This window comes from Pseudomonas sp. 31-12 (genome assembly GCF_003151075.1).
GTDB lineage: Bacteria > Pseudomonadota > Gammaproteobacteria > Pseudomonadales > Pseudomonadaceae > Aquipseudomonas.
Genome location: NZ_CP029482.1, coordinates 991,667 through 1,008,940 on the forward strand (window position 1 = coordinate 991,667; position 17,274 = coordinate 1,008,940).

11 protein-coding genes and 1 rRNA gene are annotated in these 17,274 nt (G+C 59.6%); 10 read left to right on the top strand and 2 right to left on the bottom strand.

Annotated features, from left to right (window positions below):
- Positions 1-110 precede the first annotated feature (110 nt).
- The 7 genes from rrf to DJ564_RS04535 all read left to right on the top strand — a co-directional run bounded on the left by rrf (position 111) and on the right by DJ564_RS04535 (position 12,091).
- Positions 111-226, top strand: a 5S ribosomal RNA gene (gene rrf, locus DJ564_RS04505).
- Positions 227-380: 154 nt separating this feature from the next.
- Entirely contained in the window at positions 381-3,833 is a 3,453-nt protein-coding gene (gene recC / locus DJ564_RS04510) for an exodeoxyribonuclease V subunit gamma (protein ID WP_109627833.1), read from the top strand.
- Positions 3,830-7,519, top strand: coding sequence for an exodeoxyribonuclease V subunit beta (gene recB, locus DJ564_RS04515; RefSeq protein WP_109627834.1), 3,690 nt, complete (start codon positions 3,830-3,832; stop codon positions 7,517-7,519). The genes recC and recB overlap by 4 nt, the downstream gene beginning before the upstream one ends.
- The gene (gene recD, locus DJ564_RS04520) at positions 7,516-9,624 is read left to right on the top strand and encodes an exodeoxyribonuclease V subunit alpha (protein ID WP_109627835.1); all 2,109 of its coding nucleotides are present in this window, start codon (positions 7,516-7,518) and stop codon (positions 9,622-9,624) included. Before recB ends, recD begins: the two co-directional genes overlap by 4 nt.
- A gap of 117 nt (positions 9,625-9,741) precedes the next feature.
- Entirely contained in the window at positions 9,742-10,317 is a 576-nt protein-coding gene (locus tag DJ564_RS04525; protein WP_109627836.1) for a YfiR family protein, read from the top strand.
- Complete coding sequence (locus DJ564_RS04530) at positions 10,314-11,582, top strand: diguanylate cyclase domain-containing protein (RefSeq protein WP_109627837.1); 1,269 nt, start codon at positions 10,314-10,316, stop codon at positions 11,580-11,582. The genes DJ564_RS04525 and DJ564_RS04530 overlap by 4 nt, the downstream gene beginning before the upstream one ends.
- Before the next feature lie 56 nt (positions 11,583-11,638).
- Entirely contained in the window at positions 11,639-12,091 is a 453-nt protein-coding gene (locus tag DJ564_RS04535; RefSeq protein WP_109635941.1) for an OmpA family protein, read from the top strand.
- Here DJ564_RS04535 and DJ564_RS04540 read toward each other — a convergent pair.
- Positions 12,088-13,035 (bottom strand): LysR family transcriptional regulator, encoded by a 948-nt coding sequence (locus DJ564_RS04540; RefSeq protein ID WP_109627838.1) that lies wholly within the window; start codon positions 13,033-13,035, stop codon positions 12,088-12,090. The two genes, DJ564_RS04535 and DJ564_RS04540, sit on opposite strands and share 4 nt — an antisense overlap.
- Before the next feature lie 162 nt (positions 13,036-13,197).
- On the opposite strand from DJ564_RS04540, the gene DJ564_RS04545 reads away from it, so the two are divergent.
- Both DJ564_RS04545 and mmsB read left to right on the top strand, forming a co-directional pair.
- Complete coding sequence (locus tag DJ564_RS04545) at positions 13,198-14,724, top strand: CoA-acylating methylmalonate-semialdehyde dehydrogenase (protein ID WP_109627839.1); 1,527 nt, start codon at positions 13,198-13,200, stop codon at positions 14,722-14,724.
- 10 nt (positions 14,725-14,734) lie between these two features.
- Positions 14,735-15,622 (top strand): 3-hydroxyisobutyrate dehydrogenase, encoded by an 888-nt coding sequence (gene mmsB / locus DJ564_RS04550; RefSeq protein ID WP_109627840.1) that lies wholly within the window; start codon positions 14,735-14,737, stop codon positions 15,620-15,622.
- 215 nt (positions 15,623-15,837) lie between these two features.
- Here the strand turns inward: mmsB and DJ564_RS04555 are convergent, their stop codons facing one another.
- The gene (locus DJ564_RS04555) at positions 15,838-16,182 is read right to left on the bottom strand and encodes a cupin domain-containing protein (protein WP_007946320.1); all 345 of its coding nucleotides are present in this window, start codon (positions 16,180-16,182) and stop codon (positions 15,838-15,840) included.
- 522 nt (positions 16,183-16,704) lie between these two features.
- Between DJ564_RS04555 and DJ564_RS04560 the strand changes: the two genes are divergently transcribed.
- Positions 16,705-17,274 (top strand): acyl carrier protein, encoded by a 570-nt coding sequence (locus DJ564_RS04560; RefSeq protein WP_109627841.1) that lies wholly within the window; start codon positions 16,705-16,707, stop codon positions 17,272-17,274.

Sequence of the window (17,274 nt, forward strand, 5' to 3'; positions counted from 1 at the left end):
TGAAGACGAAACGAACCGAAAGTTCGAGATACTCACAAAACACCAAGCTGTCACATACCCATTCGCTGGAGCGTGAACCCGCAAGGGCCCACGACCTGGCTACCGAATTTCTTGACGACCATAGAGCATTGGAACCACCTGATCCCATCCCGAACTCAGCAGTGAAACGATGCATCGCCGATGGTAGTGTGGGGTTTCCCCATGTGAGAGTAGGTCATCGTCAAGATTAAATTCCGAAACCCCAATTGCGAAAGCAGTTGGGGTTTTGTTTTGCCCGCAGGAAAGTTCGTACAGCAACATCGGACGGCTCCCGGCTGTCACAGTCTCCCGACAATGCTAAGGTTCGGCCCTAGATTTTGTATTTTCCCAAGGAAGCCTTTATGCCGGACGCGACGTCCCTCAGTGCTGGTTTTATGGTTGTTCACGGTAACCGCCTGGACGAGCTGCGCAGCCTGGTGGTCAGCTGGATGCGGCGCTACCCGCTGGCTCCCTTGGAAAATGAAATCGCCCTGGTACAGAGCAACGGCATCGCCCAGTGGCTGAAGCTGGCTCTGGCTGACGACCCTGAAGAAGACGACATGGGCGGCTGCGGAATTGCGGCAGCGATCGACGTTCAACTTCCGGGCAGCTTCATGTGGCAGCTCTATCGCATGGTTTTGGGGCGTGATGAAATTCCGGTCAAATCCCTGCTCGATAAGGCTCCACTGACCTGGCGCCTGATGCGTCTGCTTCCACAATTGATCAATCAACCGCATTTCGAACCGCTGCAACGCTTCCTGACCAATGACACCGATCTGCGCAAGCGTTACCAGTTGTCTGAGCGGCTGGCGGATCTGTTCGACCAATACCAGGTGTACCGGGCCGATTGGCTCGAAGACTGGGCAGAAGGTCGTCATCAATTGCGAAACGGCAGAGGCGAGGCCAAACCCCTCACTCCGGCCAACTGTTGGCAAGCAGAGTTGTGGCGGGCTCTGTTGCTGGATGTGGGTGAGCAAGGCATGGCGCAAAGCCGCGCCGGTGTTCATCAGCGGTTCATCGAACGTATCAACAGCCTCGACGTGGCGCCCGTTGGATTACCTTCCCGGGTGATCGTTTTCGGCATCTCCTCTCTCCCGGCGCAAGCGCTGGAAGCACTCGCCGGACTGGCCCGATTCAGCCAGGTTCTGCTTTGCGTGCACAACCCATGTCGCCACCATTGGGCAGACATCGTCGCCGATAAAGACCTGTTACGACATCAATACAAACGCCAGGCTCGCAAGAACGGCATGCCTGTCGTGCTCGATCCGCAAACCCTTCACCAACATGCTCACCCGCTATTGGCGGCATGGGGTAAGCAGGGGCGGGACTACATCAATCTGCTCGACAGCTACGACGATCCCAACAGCTACCGTTCGGCATTCCGTGATGGGCGCATCGACTTGTTCAGCGATAGCCAGCCAAGGAGCATGCTCAACCAGTTGCAGGACGACATCCTTGAGCTACGCCCCCTCAACGAGACTCGCGAGCGTTGGCCGGCTATCGATCTTAACCAAGACGAATCCATTCGTTTCCACATCGCCCATAGCGCCCAGCGCGAAGTGGAGATCCTCCACGATCAGTTGCTCGCACGCTTCAGTGCTGATCCAGACCTGAAACCTCGCGACGTGATCGTGATGGTCCCGGACATCGACAGCTACGCACCGCACATCCGTGCAGTATTCGGTCAACTTGATCGCTTCGATCCGCGCTTCATTCCCTTCACACTGGCGGACCAAGGCCAGCGCGGTCGCGATCCATTGCTGATTGCTGTCGAGCATCTACTCAAACTGCCCGACAGCCGCTTCCCCGTCAGCGAGATCCTCGATTTGCTGGACGTACCTTCACTGCGCGCTCGCTTCGGTGTAGAGGAGCGTGACCTGCCGACCCTGCACCGCTGGATCGAAGGCGCCGGTATTCGCTGGGGAATGAATGCCGAGCAGCGTGCAGGTCTGGGCTTGCCACAAGAACTGGAGCAAAACAGTTGGCGTTTCGGCCTGCGCCGGATGCTGCTCGGTTATGCCGTCGGCAGCGCCACTGCCTGCGAAGGCATTGAGCCTTACGACGAAATTGGCGGCCTGGACGCTGCGCTGATCGGACCTTTGCTCGCACTGCTGGACGCGCTGGAGATTGCCCATCAGGAACTGACTCGCCCCGCACCGCCCACGCAATGGGGCGCTCGGTTGCAAGCGTTGGTGCTACTGTTTTTCCAGGCCAGCAATGAGCATGACGACTACTTGCTGGCCCAACTCGAAGAGCTGCGAGAAACCTGGCTGGAGACCTGCGAGTCAGTGGGCTTGCATGATGAACTGCCGTTGACCGTGGTCCGTGAAGCCTGGCTGGCAGGCCTAGACCAAGGCCGCCTGTCCCAGCGTTTCCTGGCCGGGGCGGTCAACTTCTGTACCTTGATGCCGATGCGAGCGATCCCGTTCAAACTGGTCTGCCTGCTTGGGATGAATGACGGCGATTACCCTAGAGCGCAACCGCCGCTGGACTTCGATCTCATGGGCAGCGACTACCGCCCGGGTGACCGTTCCCGGCGCGAAGATGACCGCTATCTCTTGTTGGAAGCCCTGTTGTCGGCACGTGATCAACTCTATATCAGCTGGGTCGGCCGCAGCATTCGGGACAACAGTGAACGCCCGGCTTCGGTATTGATTGGCCAACTGCGCGATCACCTCGCCGGCGGCTGGCGATTACAGTCCGACAGTGAAAAGCTGCTTGAGTCCATGACTCAGGAACACCCGCTGCAACCCTTCAGCGCCCGCTATTTTCATGAAGGCGACGCCCTGTTCAGCTATGCCAGCGAGTGGCAGGTGCTTCATCAGACCGGTGAACAGGCAACGGAAATCAAGGCCCTTGACGCCTATGTTCAAGAAGAGCCGCTAAGTCTCGGTCAACTGCAGGACTTCCTGCGCAATCCCGTGCGACATTTTTTCAGTCAGCGACTCAAGGTGTTCTTCGAAGCGGCTGAAGCACCTCTGGCGGATGAAGAGCCCTTTGTACTTGACGCTCTCCAACGCTATAGCCTCAGTGACAGTCTGCTCCAAGCGGCGCTCGGACAACTGGATCGCGCCGATCATGCGCTTGAGGCCCAGGCAAAGCGTCTGCAGAACAGTGGTCTCTTGCCCATGGCCGGTTTCGGCGAATGTCTGCAGCGAGAGTTGATCGAGCCATTGCCGGATCTGTTGCAGCGTTACCAACAGCTCTTGGCGTTGTGGCCGACACCGCTCACCAGTGCGTTGCCAGTCAACCTGGAGCTGGAAGGCCTGCGCCTTGAAGGCTGGCTCAGTGGTCTGCATCAACGTGCGGATGGCGGCCTGCTGTCGGTCACCACGATTCCCAACAGCATCGGTTCGATCAAGACCCGCAAGTGGCATCGACTGACGCGACCGTGGGTCAATCATTTGGTCGCTTGCGCCAGCGGCATGTCGATGACCACCGCGTTAGTGGCCAGTGATGACACTCTTCTACTCGCCCCGTTGGAGGAGGACGCTGCACGTCATGCCCTCAGTAACCTGTTGCAAGCATGGCAAACAGGCATGCGCCAACCCCTTCCGATCGCGGTGAAAACAGCCTTCGCGTGGCTCTCTCAAACTGACCCGCTCAAAGCCGACGCCGCCGCGCGCAAGGCCTATGAAGGCGACGGTCAAACCACCGGCGGCGAGCGCCGCGAAAGCCCTGCACTCGCCCGACAGTTCGCCGATTACGACGCTCTGACCGCTGACGAGACCTTCCCCGATTGGTGCAACGCTTTGTACAAACCGATGCTCGAAGCCCCCTGGCGTTCATTGACCAGCGAGGAGGCGCGCTCATGACCACGAAAACACCGCTGGCCCTGGCGTTCCCCCTGAGCGGCAGCCAACTGATCGAAGCGAGCGCCGGTACCGGCAAGACCTTCACCATTTCTGCACTTTACCTGCGTCTGGTCCTCGGCCACGGCGGCGAATCGACTGGTTTTGGGCGTGAACTGTTGCCGCCGCAAATCCTCGTTGTGACGTTCACCGATGCCGCAACCAAAGAGCTGCGTGAACGTATTCGCACCCGTCTTGCCGAAGCGGCCCGATACTTTCGTGATGAGACCCAGGCTCCCGATAGCCTCATCGCTGAACTGCGTGATGAGTACCTGCCCGAACAGTGGTCTGGCTGCGCAAACCGTCTGGACATCGCCGCGCAGTGGATGGATGAAGCCGCCGTCTCGACCATCCACAGTTGGTGCCAGCGCATGTTGCGCGAGCACGCCTTCGACAGTGGCAGCCTGTTTACCCAGACCCTGGAAACCGATCACAGCGATTTGCTGGGCGAAGTCTTGCGTGATTACTGGCGGCTGTTCTGCTACCCGATGCAGGGTGATGCACTGAACTGGGTGCGGGGTAATTGGGGGGGGCCGGCAGCGCTGTTGCCGCGCGTACGCAGCTTGTTCGCCAGCGAGCGTGACAGCGTTGAAGGCAAGGCACCTGCCGAGCTGATCACCGAGTGCTTGCAGGAACGACGATTAGCTTTGCTTGAACTCAAGATGCCATGGCGCCAGTGGGCAGATGAGTTGCTCGCCATCTGCCACCAAGGTGTTGCGAGCAAGAGCGTCGACGGCCGAAAGATGCAGGCACGTTATTTCGAACCCTGGTTCGAAAAGTTGAAAGCCTGGGCCGAAGATGAGTCCCTCGAGCAATTGGATATTGGCACTGGCTTCACTCGCCTGACGCCTGACGGCATGGCCGAAGCCTGGAAGGGCGACGCACCCCGTCATCCGGGGCTGGACGCCATGCCCGGGCTCAAGGCCAGTCTTGACGGCTTGCCAACCCCCGACGCCGCCGTTCTGCAACATGCTGCTCAGTGGGTCGGAGCACGGTTCGAGGAAGAAAAACGACGCCGCGCGGAGATGGGCTTCGATGACATGCTGATTCGCCTCGACGCCGCTTTGCAATCCGATGGCGGTGAACGCCTGGCGAACCTGATTCGCGAACAGTTTCCGGTGGCGCTCATTGATGAGTTCCAGGACACCGACCCGGTGCAGTATCGGATTTTCGAAAGCATCTATCGCATCGAAGACAACAACCCCGAATGCGGCCTGTTTCTGATCGGCGACCCCAAGCAAGCGATCTACGCGTTCCGCGGTGCTGACATCTATACCTACCTGCGCGCCCGCCAGGCCACCGTCGGCCGTCTGCATACCCTCGGTACAAACTTCCGCTCCAGCCATGGCATGGTCAATGCGGTGAATCATGTGTTCGAGCGCGCCGAGTCTCGTGAGCTGGGGCGCGGCGCGTTCCTGTTTCGTGAAAAGAACGGCGACAACCCGGTGCCGTTTCTGCCCGTCGAATCCCAAGGGCGCAAAGAAGTTCTGCACATCGACGGCCAGCTTGTGCCAGCTCTGAACATCTGGCACCTGTCCGCCGATCAGCCACTGTCCGGCGTGGAATACCGACAAAAACTCGCCGCCGCCTGCGCCAGTGAAATCACCGCATTACTCAATGGTGGCCAACTAGGCCGGGCTGGGTTCATAGAGAAGGACAAGGTATTCAGGGGCCTGCTGCCAGCCGACATCGCGATCCTGGTCCGCGACGGCAAAGAGGCCCAGGCCGTGCGCGGCGAATTGTCTGCCCGCGGTGTGCGCAGCGTTTATCTGTCGGACAAAGATTCGGTATTCGCCGCTCAAGAGGCCCACGACCTGCTGGCCTGGCTCAAAGCCTGCGCCGAGCCGGATGTCGAGCGGCCACTGCGAGCCGCGTTGGCCTGCATCACGCTCAACCTGTCCCTGGCGGAACTGGAGCGGCTGAATCAGGATGAACTGGCTTGGGAAGCGCGGGTCATGCAGTTCCGCGGTTATCGCGAGTTGTGGCGCAAGCAAGGCGTGCTGCCCATGTTGCGGCGCTTGCTGCATGACTTCCAGCTCCCTCGGTCGTTGATCGCGCGCAGCGATGGCGAACGGGTACTGACTAACTTGTTGCACCTCTCCGAACTGTTGCAACAGGCCGCTGCCGAACTCGATGGCGAGCAGGCGCTGATTCGTCATCTGTCCGAGCATCTGGCTTTGTCCGGTCAGGCCGGCGAAGAACAAATCCTGCGTCTGGAAAGCGACGAGCAGTTGGTCAAGGTCGTGACCATTCATAAATCCAAGGGCCTTGAGTATCCCTTGGTGTTTCTGCCGTTTATCTGCTCGGCAAAACCCGTGGATGGCAGCCGTTTGCCGCTGCATTACCACGATGCAAACGGCAAGGCCCAGGTGACTTTGAAGCCGACTGCCGAGTTGATCGCCCTGGCCGATGATGAGCGTCTAGCCGAGGATTTGCGTCTGCTCTATGTCGCCCTGACCCGGGCGCAACATGCCTGCTGGCTCGGTGTGACCGATCTCAAGCGCGGCAATAACAACAGCTCGGTGCTGCACCTTTCTGCCTTGGGTTACTTGCTGGGTGGTGGAGTTCCACTGGCCGAGTCCGCAGGTTTGAAACGCTGGCTCGAAGACCTTCAACTGGACTGCCCGGCACTTCTGTACGGAGACATGCCGCCAGCAACGGCCGAGCATTACCATCCTCCCCGCAATGACGCGACGTTGCTCGCGCCGCTGATACCCAAACGCAAGGCCAGCGAAAACTGGTGGATTGCCTCGTACAGCGCTTTGCGCATCGGCGACAGTTTGAGCGTGGGCAGTGACGAAGCGCCGGAGAACCCGCAAGCGCAAAAGCTCTTCGATGACGAACGCCTCGATCCGGACGCACCGCGAGAAGTGGTCGCCGGCGGTGCTGATATCCATCGATTCCCCCGCGGCCCAAACCCTGGCACCTTTCTCCATGGTTTGCTGGAATGGGCCGGTGATGAAGGTTTCACTGCCGCACCACAAGTCGTTGAAGACGCCATTGCCCGTCGCTGCAATCGCCGTGGCTGGGAAGGCTGGATCACCACCCTGAGCGATTGGCTGCAACACTTGCTCAAATCTCCGTTGCACCTCGGCGGAAGCCAGGCTCCGGTCGTGTTCGAGCAGCTCACCCAATACCGTGTCGAGATGGAATTCTGGTTCGCCAGTCACAAAGTCGACGTGCTCAAGCTGGATGAACTGGTGCGCCAATACACGCACAACGGCGTCGCGCGGGTGGCCGCCGAACCGGTTTTGCTCAACGGCATGTTCAAAGGTTTTATCGACCTGACGTTCGAGCACGATGGCCGATATTACGTCGCCGACTACAAATCCAATTGGCTCGGCCCCGATGACGCGGCCTACACCGAACAGGCCATGGAACAGTCGATCCTCGACAATCGCTACGACCTGCAATACGTGTTGTACCTGCTGGCTCTGCATCGCCAGCTCAAGGCGCGGCTTGTCGACTACGATTACGACCGGCATGTCGGTGGCGCGCTGTATCTGTTCCTGCGCGGTACGCGGGCATCCACCCAGGGCGTGTGTTTCGCCCGTCCGCCCAGAGAGCTGATCGAGCGTCTGGATCGTCTGTTTCAGGGCAAAGCAGAACCGAAGGCCGAACCCGCCTGGGAACAGGGAGTACTGCTATGAGTCGCACCTTCGCCGATTTACTGCCCACGCCATTGGCAGCCGAAAGCCTGGCGGATCTCGCGCCCCTGAGTCGCGCCGATGATTTGTTGCTGTTGCTGTCGCGCTGGGTTGAACGCGGCTGGCTGCGGGCGCTGGACAAGGCCTTTGTGGCCTTCCTCCACGAGCTTGCCCCCGACGATGATCCGCTGGTGTTGCTCGCTGCCGCATTGACCAGTCACCAACTGGGTCACGGCCATGTCTGCCTGGATCTGTTCGAGACGCTCAAAGAGCCGGATTTCGCCCTGTCGCTGCCACCGGAAGGCGATCTGCAAAGTGGCGCGATGTTGTTGCCCTCGCAACTGCTTGAAGCGCTGGACGGCGCCCATTGGTGCAAGGTTCTGGCGTCCAGCCGTCTGGTGGCGCTGGCCGTCGATGGTCGTGAGGCGGCGCAATCCCGGCCCTTGGTTTTGTCGGGCAAGCGCCTGTACCTGCGTCGCTACTGGGTTTACGAAAGACGCATCGACAACGCCCTGCGCCTGCGCCTGGCTGAGCATGAAACAACGCCGAATGATTTACCTCAACGCCTGACAGGTTTGTTCGGTCCAGCCAAATCCGGGGAAGTGATCGACTGGCAGAAACTCGCCTGTGCTCTGGCGACTCGTAGTCCTTTCAGTATTGTCACCGGCGGCCCGGGGACCGGCAAAACCACCACGGTCGTGAGGTTGTTGGCGTTGCTTCAGGCTCCCGCAGTGGAGGCTGGTAAACCATTGCGCATCCGTCTGGCCGCACCCACCGGCAAAGCGGCGGCACGGCTGACGGAGTCCATCAGCCAGCAAGTCCGGACGCTGGACGTCGCGCAAACCGTTAGAGAAAAGATTCCGTCTGACGTGACCACCGTGCACCGCTTGCTTGGCAGTCGGCCTGGCACCCGGCACTTCCGTCACCATGCCGGCAATCGCTTGCCGCTGGATGTACTGGTGGTGGACGAAGCCTCGATGATCGACCTGGAAATGATGGCCAACCTGCTCGACGCGATGCCCGCTCATGCCCGGTTGGTGCTGCTCGGCGACAAAGATCAACTGGCATCGGTGGAGGCCGGCGCTGTGCTGGGAGATCTATGCCGCGACGCCGAGGCTGGTTGGTACAGCTCGCAAACTCGCCAGTGGCTGGAAACGGTCAGTGGTGAAAATCTGGACGCCAGCGGTTTGCAGGAAGACGCTGACGGAACTCACCCTTTGGCCCAGCAAGTGGTGATGTTGCGCCACTCGCGCCGGTTCGGTGAGGGCAGCGGCATCGGCCAGTTGGCGCGTTGGGTCAACCAGCAACAACCGGAAGATGCGCGCACGTTGCTGGCGGCTCAAAGTCATGACGATGTGTTTTCCTTGCCCCTCAAAGGTGAGCAAGACCGGGCGCTGGAGCGCTTGCTGCTCGAAGGCCATGGCGACGGACCGCAAGGTTATCGCCACTACTTGAATCTTCTTCGCAGCCAACGGCCAGCGCTCGACAGCCAACTCGATGATCCATGCTGGACCGATTGGGCACGTCAGGTGTTGCAAGCCTTCGACGCCTTCCAGTTGTTGTGCGCCGTACGCAAAGGGCCGTGGGGCGTGGAGGGTTTGAATCAGCGTGTGACTGCCGCCCTGCTCAAGGCTCGACTGATCGACAGCGACCAGCAGTGGTACGAAGGTCGGCCCGTTTTGATGACGCGCAACGACTATGGCCTGGGGTTGATGAACGGCGACATCGGCATTGCGCTCAAACTGCCGGAACGTGATGGACTCGAGTCAGGCAAACACGTCCTGCGTGTCGCGTTTCCGCGTAATGATGGCCCGGGGGGCGTGCGATTCGTTCTTCCGAGTCGGCTCAACGATGTCGAAACGGTTTACGCCATGACCGTACACAAATCCCAGGGCTCGGAGTTTGCCCATACGGCGTTGATTCTGCCGGATGCCTTGAACCCGGTACTGACCAAGGAACTGATCTATACCGGGATCACCCGGGCCAAAAACTGGTTCACCCTGATCGAACCTCGTGCCGGGGTGTTTGAGGAGGCCGTACGACGCAAGGTCAAGCGCTTGAGCGGGCTGATGCTGGAGTTGGAAGATGGGATCGATTCGAGCCATTGAAAGGGGGCCGCTGGATGACGAAAACTGTCCGAAGTGCCGTAGTGCGTCGCCTCGCTGGGGTTTCAACCCTATGCTATCGTTGCGGCATCATTTCGTAACATCGAAGAGAATCCCTGCATGAAGGTGGCTGTCTGGATGACAGGGCGCGTCGTTGGCCGCAAGCAAGTGCTGCTCGCGGGGTTTCTCTACTTGCTGAGCGGTGTTGTGTTCGCTCAATCGGAAACCCCGATGAGCATGGCCGACCAACGCGCCAAATCGGTCACGCAGGTTGTCCTCGGGATTCTCAGTTACGCGCGCTGGCCTGTTGAGCCTGCACAGCTGCGCCTCTGCGTGGTCGGCCCCACCGAATACACCGACGACCTGGTCAAGGGCACGACCCAGGCCACCGGCCGGCCCGTCACCGTGCGCCGGCTGTTGGCCGACAACCCGTCGATTGTCAGTGAGTGCGATGCGGTGTACATCGGCAAGTTGACCGGTGACGAGCGCAGCCAACTCTTCTCTTCGTTGACAGGACGTCCGGTGCTGAGCATCAGCGAAAGCGACGATCAATGCACCGTCGGCAGCCTGTTTTGCCTCAGGGTCACTGATGATCAGGTGTCCTTCGAGGTCAACCTCGACTCCGTCGCCCGCAGTGGTGTGCGCATTCACCCCAGCGTGCTGCAACTGTCGCGCCGCAAGTCGGCGGCGCCATGAGGCTATTCAAACCAGGTAGTCGCCCCACCTTGCGTTCGGTCATTGGCCGCGGGCACTTGATCGTTGCCCTGGTGGGCGTGGCCATGGCCAGCGTCTCGCTGACACTGCTGGGTGTGTTGGCCTTGCGGGTGTATGCCGACCACAACCTGCACCTGATTGCGCGTTCGATCAATTACACGGTGGAAGCCGCAGTGGTGTTCAATGACAAAGCGGCGGCCAAGGAAGCGCTGGCATTGATCGCCTCCACTGAAGAAGTCGCCGACGCTCAGGTGCTGGACCAAAAAGGCACGTTGCTCGCACGTTGGCAGCGACCGGAAACCGGGCTGTTCTCCGAGCTCGAAATGCAGATTGCCAAGGCTTTCCTCGAAAAACCCATCGACATGCCGATCGTTCATCAAGGTCGGGAAATCGGCAGCATCCAGCTCACCGGTCATGGCGGCAGCCTACTGCGCTTCCTTCTCAGCGGTTTGGTGGGAATCGTCCTGTGCACAGCCATCAGCGCCTGGGTCGCCCTCTATCTGGCGCGTCGACAACTTCGCGGCATAACGGGTCCACTGCGCAGCCTCGCCACCGTTGCCCACGCCGCCCGTAGCGATCGAGCCTTCGACCGCCGTGTGCCACCCGCCGACATCGCCGAACTCGACAACCTGGGCAACGACTTCAATGCCTTGCTCGATGAACTCGAGTCCTGGCAGACCCACCTGCAAAGCGAAAATGAAACCCTGGCGCATCAGGCCAGTCACGACAGCCTCACCGGGTTGCCGAACCGGGCGTTTTTCGAAGGCCGTCTGATTCGCGCGCTGCGCAATGCCCACAAACTCAATGAGCGCGTGGCCGTACTGTTTCTCGACAGCGACCGTTTCAAGGAGATCAACGATGGCTTCGGTCATGCCGCGGGCGATGCCGTGTTGGTCGCAGTCGCCAGCAGGGTTCGGGCGCAGTTGCGCGAAGAGGATCTGGTGGCGCGTCTGGGCGGTGACGAGTTTGCGGTGTTGCTGACGCCGCTGCACAAAACCGAAGACGCTGAGCGGATTGCCGACAAGATCCTCGCCAGCATGGAAGTGCCCATCCCGTTACCGGGTCATACTCAGGTCCTGACCTCACTCAGTATCGGCATTGCCGTGTACCCGGATCATGGCGCCACACCGGGCGCGTTGCTCAATGCCGCCGACGCGGCCATGTACCAGGCCAAACGCCTTTCCCGAGGTGCACAACACACGTCCGGGTCGGAGCACCCGCTCGCCCACGTTCAAACCAGGAGCTAATTGTTGTGTCCTCAATCACCCCGCGTTCCCTGCGATTTTTCACGATCACCTTGTTCATGGCCTTGCTGGCATTGACCGGGTGCCAGACCGCACCGCAAAAGGGCCTGACCCCGGCGCAAATCGCTGTGCTCAAACAGCAAGGCTTCGAGCTGACCGATGAGGGCTGGGCGTTTGGTTTGTCCGGCAAAGTACTGTTTGGCAGTGACGATGACAGCCTGAATGCCGCCAGTACCGAGATCGTCCAAAAGATCGGCAAGGCATTGCTCGGTGTCGGCATCGAGCGAGTGCGGGTCGACGGTCACACCGATGCTTCGGGCAAAGAATCCTACAACGAACAACTCTCCCTGCGTCGCGCGAAAAGCGTCGGCAAGGTGCTGACCACGGTCGGCATGAAAGACGAAAACATCCAGCTGCGCGGTCTCGGCAGCAGTCAGCCGGTGACGTCGAACGACACTGCTGCTGGCCGCACCGAAAACCGCCGGGTGTCGATCGTGGTAAGCGCTGATTAGTCGGCGAACAGCATTTCCCGGCTTTCACCCATCAACAGACCCTGATTCTGCTCAGTGACGGCGCGGATGTAATCCCACAACAGGGTAATCCGCTTGAGCTTCCTCAGGTCCTCGCGGCAGTACATCCAGAATTGCCGGGTGATGTTGATCTCTTCCGGCAACACCGGCAGCAAACGCGGGTCCTGAGCCGCGAGGAAGCACGGCAAAATCGCCAGCGAGCGTCCTTGCTGCGCCGCCACGAATTGCGCGATCACACTGGTGCTGCGCAAGTTGGCGCTGGCGCCAGGCAACACGTTCGCCAGGTACAACAGCTCCGAGCTGAACGCCAGATCATCCACATAACTGATGAATGAATGCTTGCCCAAATCTGCCGGGCGGCGGATCGGTGGGTGTTTGTCGAGATAATCCTGCGTTGCGTAGAGCTGGAGTTTGTAGTCGCAGAGTTTGCAGCAGACGTACGGGCCGTGCTCCGGGCGCTCCAGGGCAATGACGATGTCGGCCTCGCGCTTGGACAGGCTTATGAAGTGCGGTAGCGGCAGGATGTCCACGGAGATCGCCGGGTAGGCGTCGACGAAATGGCTCAGCTGTGGGGTGATGAAAAAGCTGCCGAAACCTTCGGTGCAACCCATGCGCACATGCCCCGACAGCGCCACGCCGGAACCTGAAACCTGCTCGCAGGCCATGTGCAGTGTGCTTTCTATCGACTCGGCGTAACCGAGCAAACGCTGGCCTTCGGCGGTCAGGACAAAACCGCTGGTCCGGGATTTCTCGAACAGCAATGTACCCAGTGCCGCTTCCAGCGAGCTGATGCGCCGCGACACGGTGGTGTAGTCCACCGCCAGGCGCTTGGCCGCGGTGCTGGCCTTGCGGGTGCGGGCGACTTCGAGGAAAAACTTGAGGTCATCCCAGTTCAACGAGCCTAAGGACGTGATGTTTTTTTGCATGATGGACCGGCTTTTATGTGCGTTCTTATTAGAAGTTTGCACATCTATACTCCAAAAACAGTCCGACAACCAATTCGCGACACACGTCTCATCTCAAGGCTGCTTCTCGCCTTGGCTCCCAAGATAGTTCTCTAGATAACAACAACGTCCCGGAGACCCAACATGAACGCATCGCTTACGCCAAACGAAACCACTGTCCAAAAGGTCAAGCTGTTGATCGATGGCGAGTGGGTCGAGTCCCAGACCACCGAGTGGCACGACATCGTCAACCCGGCGACCCAACAAGTGCTGGCCAAGGTTCCGTTCGCCACCGCGCAGGAAGTGGACGCCGCGATCAGCGCCGCCCATCGCGCCTTCCAGACCTGGAAGCTGACGCCGATCGGCGCGCGGATGCGCATCATGCTCAAGCTCCAGGCGTTGATTCGCGAACACTCCAAGCGCATCGCCGTGGTGCTCAGCAACGAGCAAGGCAAAACCATCGCCGACGCTGAAGGCGATATCTTCCGCGGCCTGGAAGTGGTTGAACACGCTTGCTCCATCGGCAGCTTGCAAATGGGCGAGTTTGCCGAGAACGTCGCGGGCGGCGTTGATACCTACACCCTGCGTCAGCCCATCGGCGTTTGCGCCGGCATCACCCCGTTCAACTTCCCGGCGATGATTCCGCTGTGGATGTTCCCGATGGCGATCGCCTGCGGCAACACCTTTGTGCTCAAGCCGTCCGAACAGGACCCGATGTCGACCATGCTGCTGGTGGAACTGGCGATCGAGGCCGGCGTTCCGGCGGGCGTGCTCAACGTGGTCCATGGCGGCAAGGATGTGGTGGATGCGCTCTGCACACACAAGGACATCAAGGCTGTGTCCTTCGTCGGTTCGACCGCGGTCGGTACTCACGTCTACGACCTGGCCGGTAAACACGGCAAGCGCGTGCAATCGATGATGGGCGCGAAAAACCACGCTGTGGTGCTGCCGGATGCCAATCGCGTACAAGCGCTCAATGCCCTGGTCGGTGCCGGTTTCGGTGCCGCGGGGCAACGTTGCATGGCCACTTCGGTGGTGGTGTTGGTGGGCGCGGCCAAACAATGGTTACCTGACCTGAAAGCGCTGGCGCAAAAGCTCACCGTGAATGCCGGCAGCGAGCCGGGCACTGACGTTGGCCCGGTGATCTCGAAAAAAGCCAAACAGCGGATTCTCGATCTGATCGAAAGCGGCATCAAGGAAGGCGCCAAGCTGGAGCTGGATGGTCGCGACGTCACCGTTCCAGGCTTTGAGAAAGGCAACTTTGTCGGCCCGACCCTGTTCTCCGGCGTAACCCCAGAGATGCAGATCTACACCCAGGAAATCTTCGGCCCGGTGCTGGTGGTCCTGGAAGTCGACACCCTCGACGAGGCCATCGCGCTGGTCAACGCCAATCCGTTCGGCAACGGCACGGGCCTGTTCACTCAGAGCGGTGCGGCGGCGCGTAAATTCCAGACCGAAATCGACGTCGGCCAGGTCGGCATCAACATCCCGATTCCGGTGCCGGTCCCGTTCTTCAGCTTCACCGGTTCCCGTGGTTCGAAGCTCGGCGACCTCGGTCCGTATGGCAAGCAAGTGGTGCAGTTCTACACTCAGACCAAGACGGTCACCAGTCGCTGGTTCGATGACGACAGCGTCAACGATGGTGTGAACACCACCATCAACTTGCGTTAAGGAGCCAGACATGAAAATCGCTTTTATCGGTCTCGGCAACATGGGCGCGCCGATGGCGCGCAACCTGATCAAGGCCGGCCATGCGCTGAGCCTGGTCGATCTGAACAAAACCGTTCTGGCCGAACTGGAGCAGTTGGGCGGCAGCGTCAGTGCTTCGGCCCGTGAAGCGGCGCAAGGTGCGGAACTGGTGATCACCATGCTGCCCGCCGCTGTGCATGTGCGCAGCGTATGGCTGGGTGAAGATGGCGTGCTCGCCGGTATCGGCAAAGGCGTGCCGGCCGTGGATTGCAGCACCATCGATCCGCAGACTGCGCGTGATGTGGCGGCTGCTGCGGCCAAGCAAGGCGTGGCCATGGCCGATGCACCGGTCTCTGGCGGGACTGGCGGTGCGGCGGCCGGGACGCTGACCTTCATGGTCGGCGCCACGCCTGAACTGTTCGCCACTCTGCAACCGGTGCTGGCGCAAATGGGCCGCAACATCGTCCATTGCGGTGAAGTCGGCACCGGGCAAATCGCCAAGATCTGCAACAACCTGCTGCTGGCGATTTCCATGGTCGGCGTGAGCGAAGCCATGGCGTTGGGTGATGCACTGGGGATCGACACCACCGTGCTGGCCGGGATCATCAACAGTTCTACCGGGCGTTGCTGGAGTTCGGAGATGTACAACCCGTGGCCGGGCATCGTCGAAACGGCGCCGGCCTCGCGTGGTTATACCGGTGGTTTCGGTGCCGAACTGATGCTCAAGGATCTGGGGCTGGCCACGGAGGCGGCACGTCAGGCGCACCAACCGGTGGTGCTCGGCGCGGTGGCCCAGCAGTTGTATCAGGCGATGAGCCAGCGTGGAGAGGGTGGTAAAGACTTCTCGGCGATCATCAACAGCTATCGCAAACCGCAGTAAGTAATTTTTCCAGGGATCGCGTTTAAAAGCTTTTGTTGCGAGGGAGCTTGCTCCCGCTGGTTCGCGAAGCGAAGCCAATGTGGCGATGCGGTTTCGAGATAAAACGCGTTTGCTGATTTGCGACTGCTACGCAGCCGAGCGGGAGCAAGCTCCCTCACCACAAGTGATGTTTGTTTACCGGGAGACCACGTCGGGTGGTCTTCCGGTTTTTTGCATCAGGCAAACACGAAATACTTGCGCACGGTTTCAACCACTTCCCACGTGCCTTTCATGCCCGGCTCGATCACGAAAATATCACCGGCACGCAGATGGATCGGCTCTTTGCCTTCCGGCGTGATGATGCAATACCCCTCGCGGAAATCGCAGTATTCCCACTTCACGTATTCCACATACCACTTGCCCGGCGTGCAGATCCAGGTGCCCATGATCTTGCTGCCGTCTTCGCTGGTATAGGCGTTGAGGTTGACGGTGTGCGGGTCGCCTTCGAGTTTTTCCCATTTGCAGGCATCAAGCACCGGCAGAGGGTGAGTGTCGCGAAGAACGGTAATGGGTGCGGTCATGTGGACTCCGGGCAGTGGATTAAAGAACTGAAGCCGCACCCTATAGCGCCGCGCATTCGGTCAGTTGTCTGTGCTCGACACTCAGTTACCCAGAAGCGCTGTGGCGATTTGCCTGATCGGCTTCTAAATCCTCAAGACGCATTGTTTAACGGCTACGCTGATAGTTATGAAGTTATAACTATTTTCTTATCCGGTTTTTATTATTTGTACGTCAGCGCTGTCAGCCAGAAGTTAATACTTCCGAGCCGCTCTCTATCTTGCCGGCAATACAGTGTGCTCCCCCCCACCATACGCAGCCTTTGTTAAGTAAATAAGTCGACTGACAGGGGGCTTCGCATCAATCGGGTGCGGTGCGCAGGCCTGTTAGTACGTCTGTCTCAAGTTGTTAAAAAACTTTGAATAGTTCGTTGACTCTCCCCTTAAGGGCAGAGTTTAGATTTCCGCCGCGTGAGAAGTTGCTGTGGGAATAGTTACTTCTCACATACGGAATTCATGAAGCATTCACGATATAGGGAGATAGAGATGAACAATCCATTGGAGTTGGAAAACGTCATTGCCAGCACCCGCGAGATCCTCGCGCAACTGTTGGTGATGAGCGCCGATGATATCGATGAGAACAGCAGTATCGTCGAGGACCTCAGCGCCGATTCGCTGGACATCGTCGACCTGAGTTTTCAACTGGGCCGTCAGTATGGCTGCACCTTGCCCAAAACCAGCGTGCTCGATCACGCCGTCGCTGTCTGCGGCGACGCCAGCGAGTTCCTCGCCAGCGGTCGCATCACTGAAAACGGCAAGGCCTTGCTTGAACAGAGCCTCAGCGCCTACTCCCCGGATCAACTCCAGTCCGGTATGCAACCGGCGCAGGTATTTGCCGCCACCACTGTGCGCAACTGGGCGCAACAGTGCCGCAACCTCTTCAACTATCTGCCGCAGAACTGCCCCGATTGCGGCGCTCATCAAGCCGTGCTGAACGAACGTCAGCAAGTGGTCTGTGACGCGTGCAGTGCGAGGCTGGTGCCGGTCGACGGCGACGAGGTTTCACGCCGACTGGTGGAGCAATTTGTGGCCACTCACGTCAAAGAGACGGTGTAG

Excerpts from the sequence above, each read along its gene's own strand:
- DJ564_RS04555 (WP_007946320.1), bottom strand. The coding sequence starts at position 16,182 with ATGACCGCACCCATTACCGTTCTTCGCGACACTCACCCTCTGCCGGTG.
- DJ564_RS04540 (WP_109627838.1), bottom strand. The coding sequence starts at position 13,035 with ATGCAAAAAAACATCACGTCCTTAGGCTCGTTGAACTGGGATGACCTC.
- recB (WP_109627834.1), top strand. The coding sequence starts at position 3,830 with ATGACCACGAAAACACCGCTGGCCCTGGCGTTCCCCCTGAGCGGCAGC.
- DJ564_RS04525 (WP_109627836.1), top strand. The coding sequence starts at position 9,742 with ATGAAGGTGGCTGTCTGGATGACAGGGCGCGTCGTTGGCCGCAAGCAA.
- DJ564_RS04530 (WP_109627837.1), top strand. The coding sequence starts at position 10,314 with ATGAGGCTATTCAAACCAGGTAGTCGCCCCACCTTGCGTTCGGTCATT.
- DJ564_RS04545 (WP_109627839.1), top strand. The coding sequence starts at position 13,198 with ATGAACGCATCGCTTACGCCAAACGAAACCACTGTCCAAAAGGTCAAG.
- mmsB (WP_109627840.1), top strand. The coding sequence starts at position 14,735 with ATGAAAATCGCTTTTATCGGTCTCGGCAACATGGGCGCGCCGATGGCG.
- recD (WP_109627835.1), top strand. The coding sequence starts at position 7,516 with ATGAGTCGCACCTTCGCCGATTTACTGCCCACGCCATTGGCAGCCGAA.
- DJ564_RS04535 (WP_109635941.1), top strand. The coding sequence starts at position 11,639 with ATGGCCTTGCTGGCATTGACCGGGTGCCAGACCGCACCGCAAAAGGGC.
- recC (WP_109627833.1), top strand. The coding sequence starts at position 381 with ATGCCGGACGCGACGTCCCTCAGTGCTGGTTTTATGGTTGTTCACGGT.
- DJ564_RS04560 (WP_109627841.1), top strand. The coding sequence starts at position 16,705 with ATGAACAATCCATTGGAGTTGGAAAACGTCATTGCCAGCACCCGCGAG.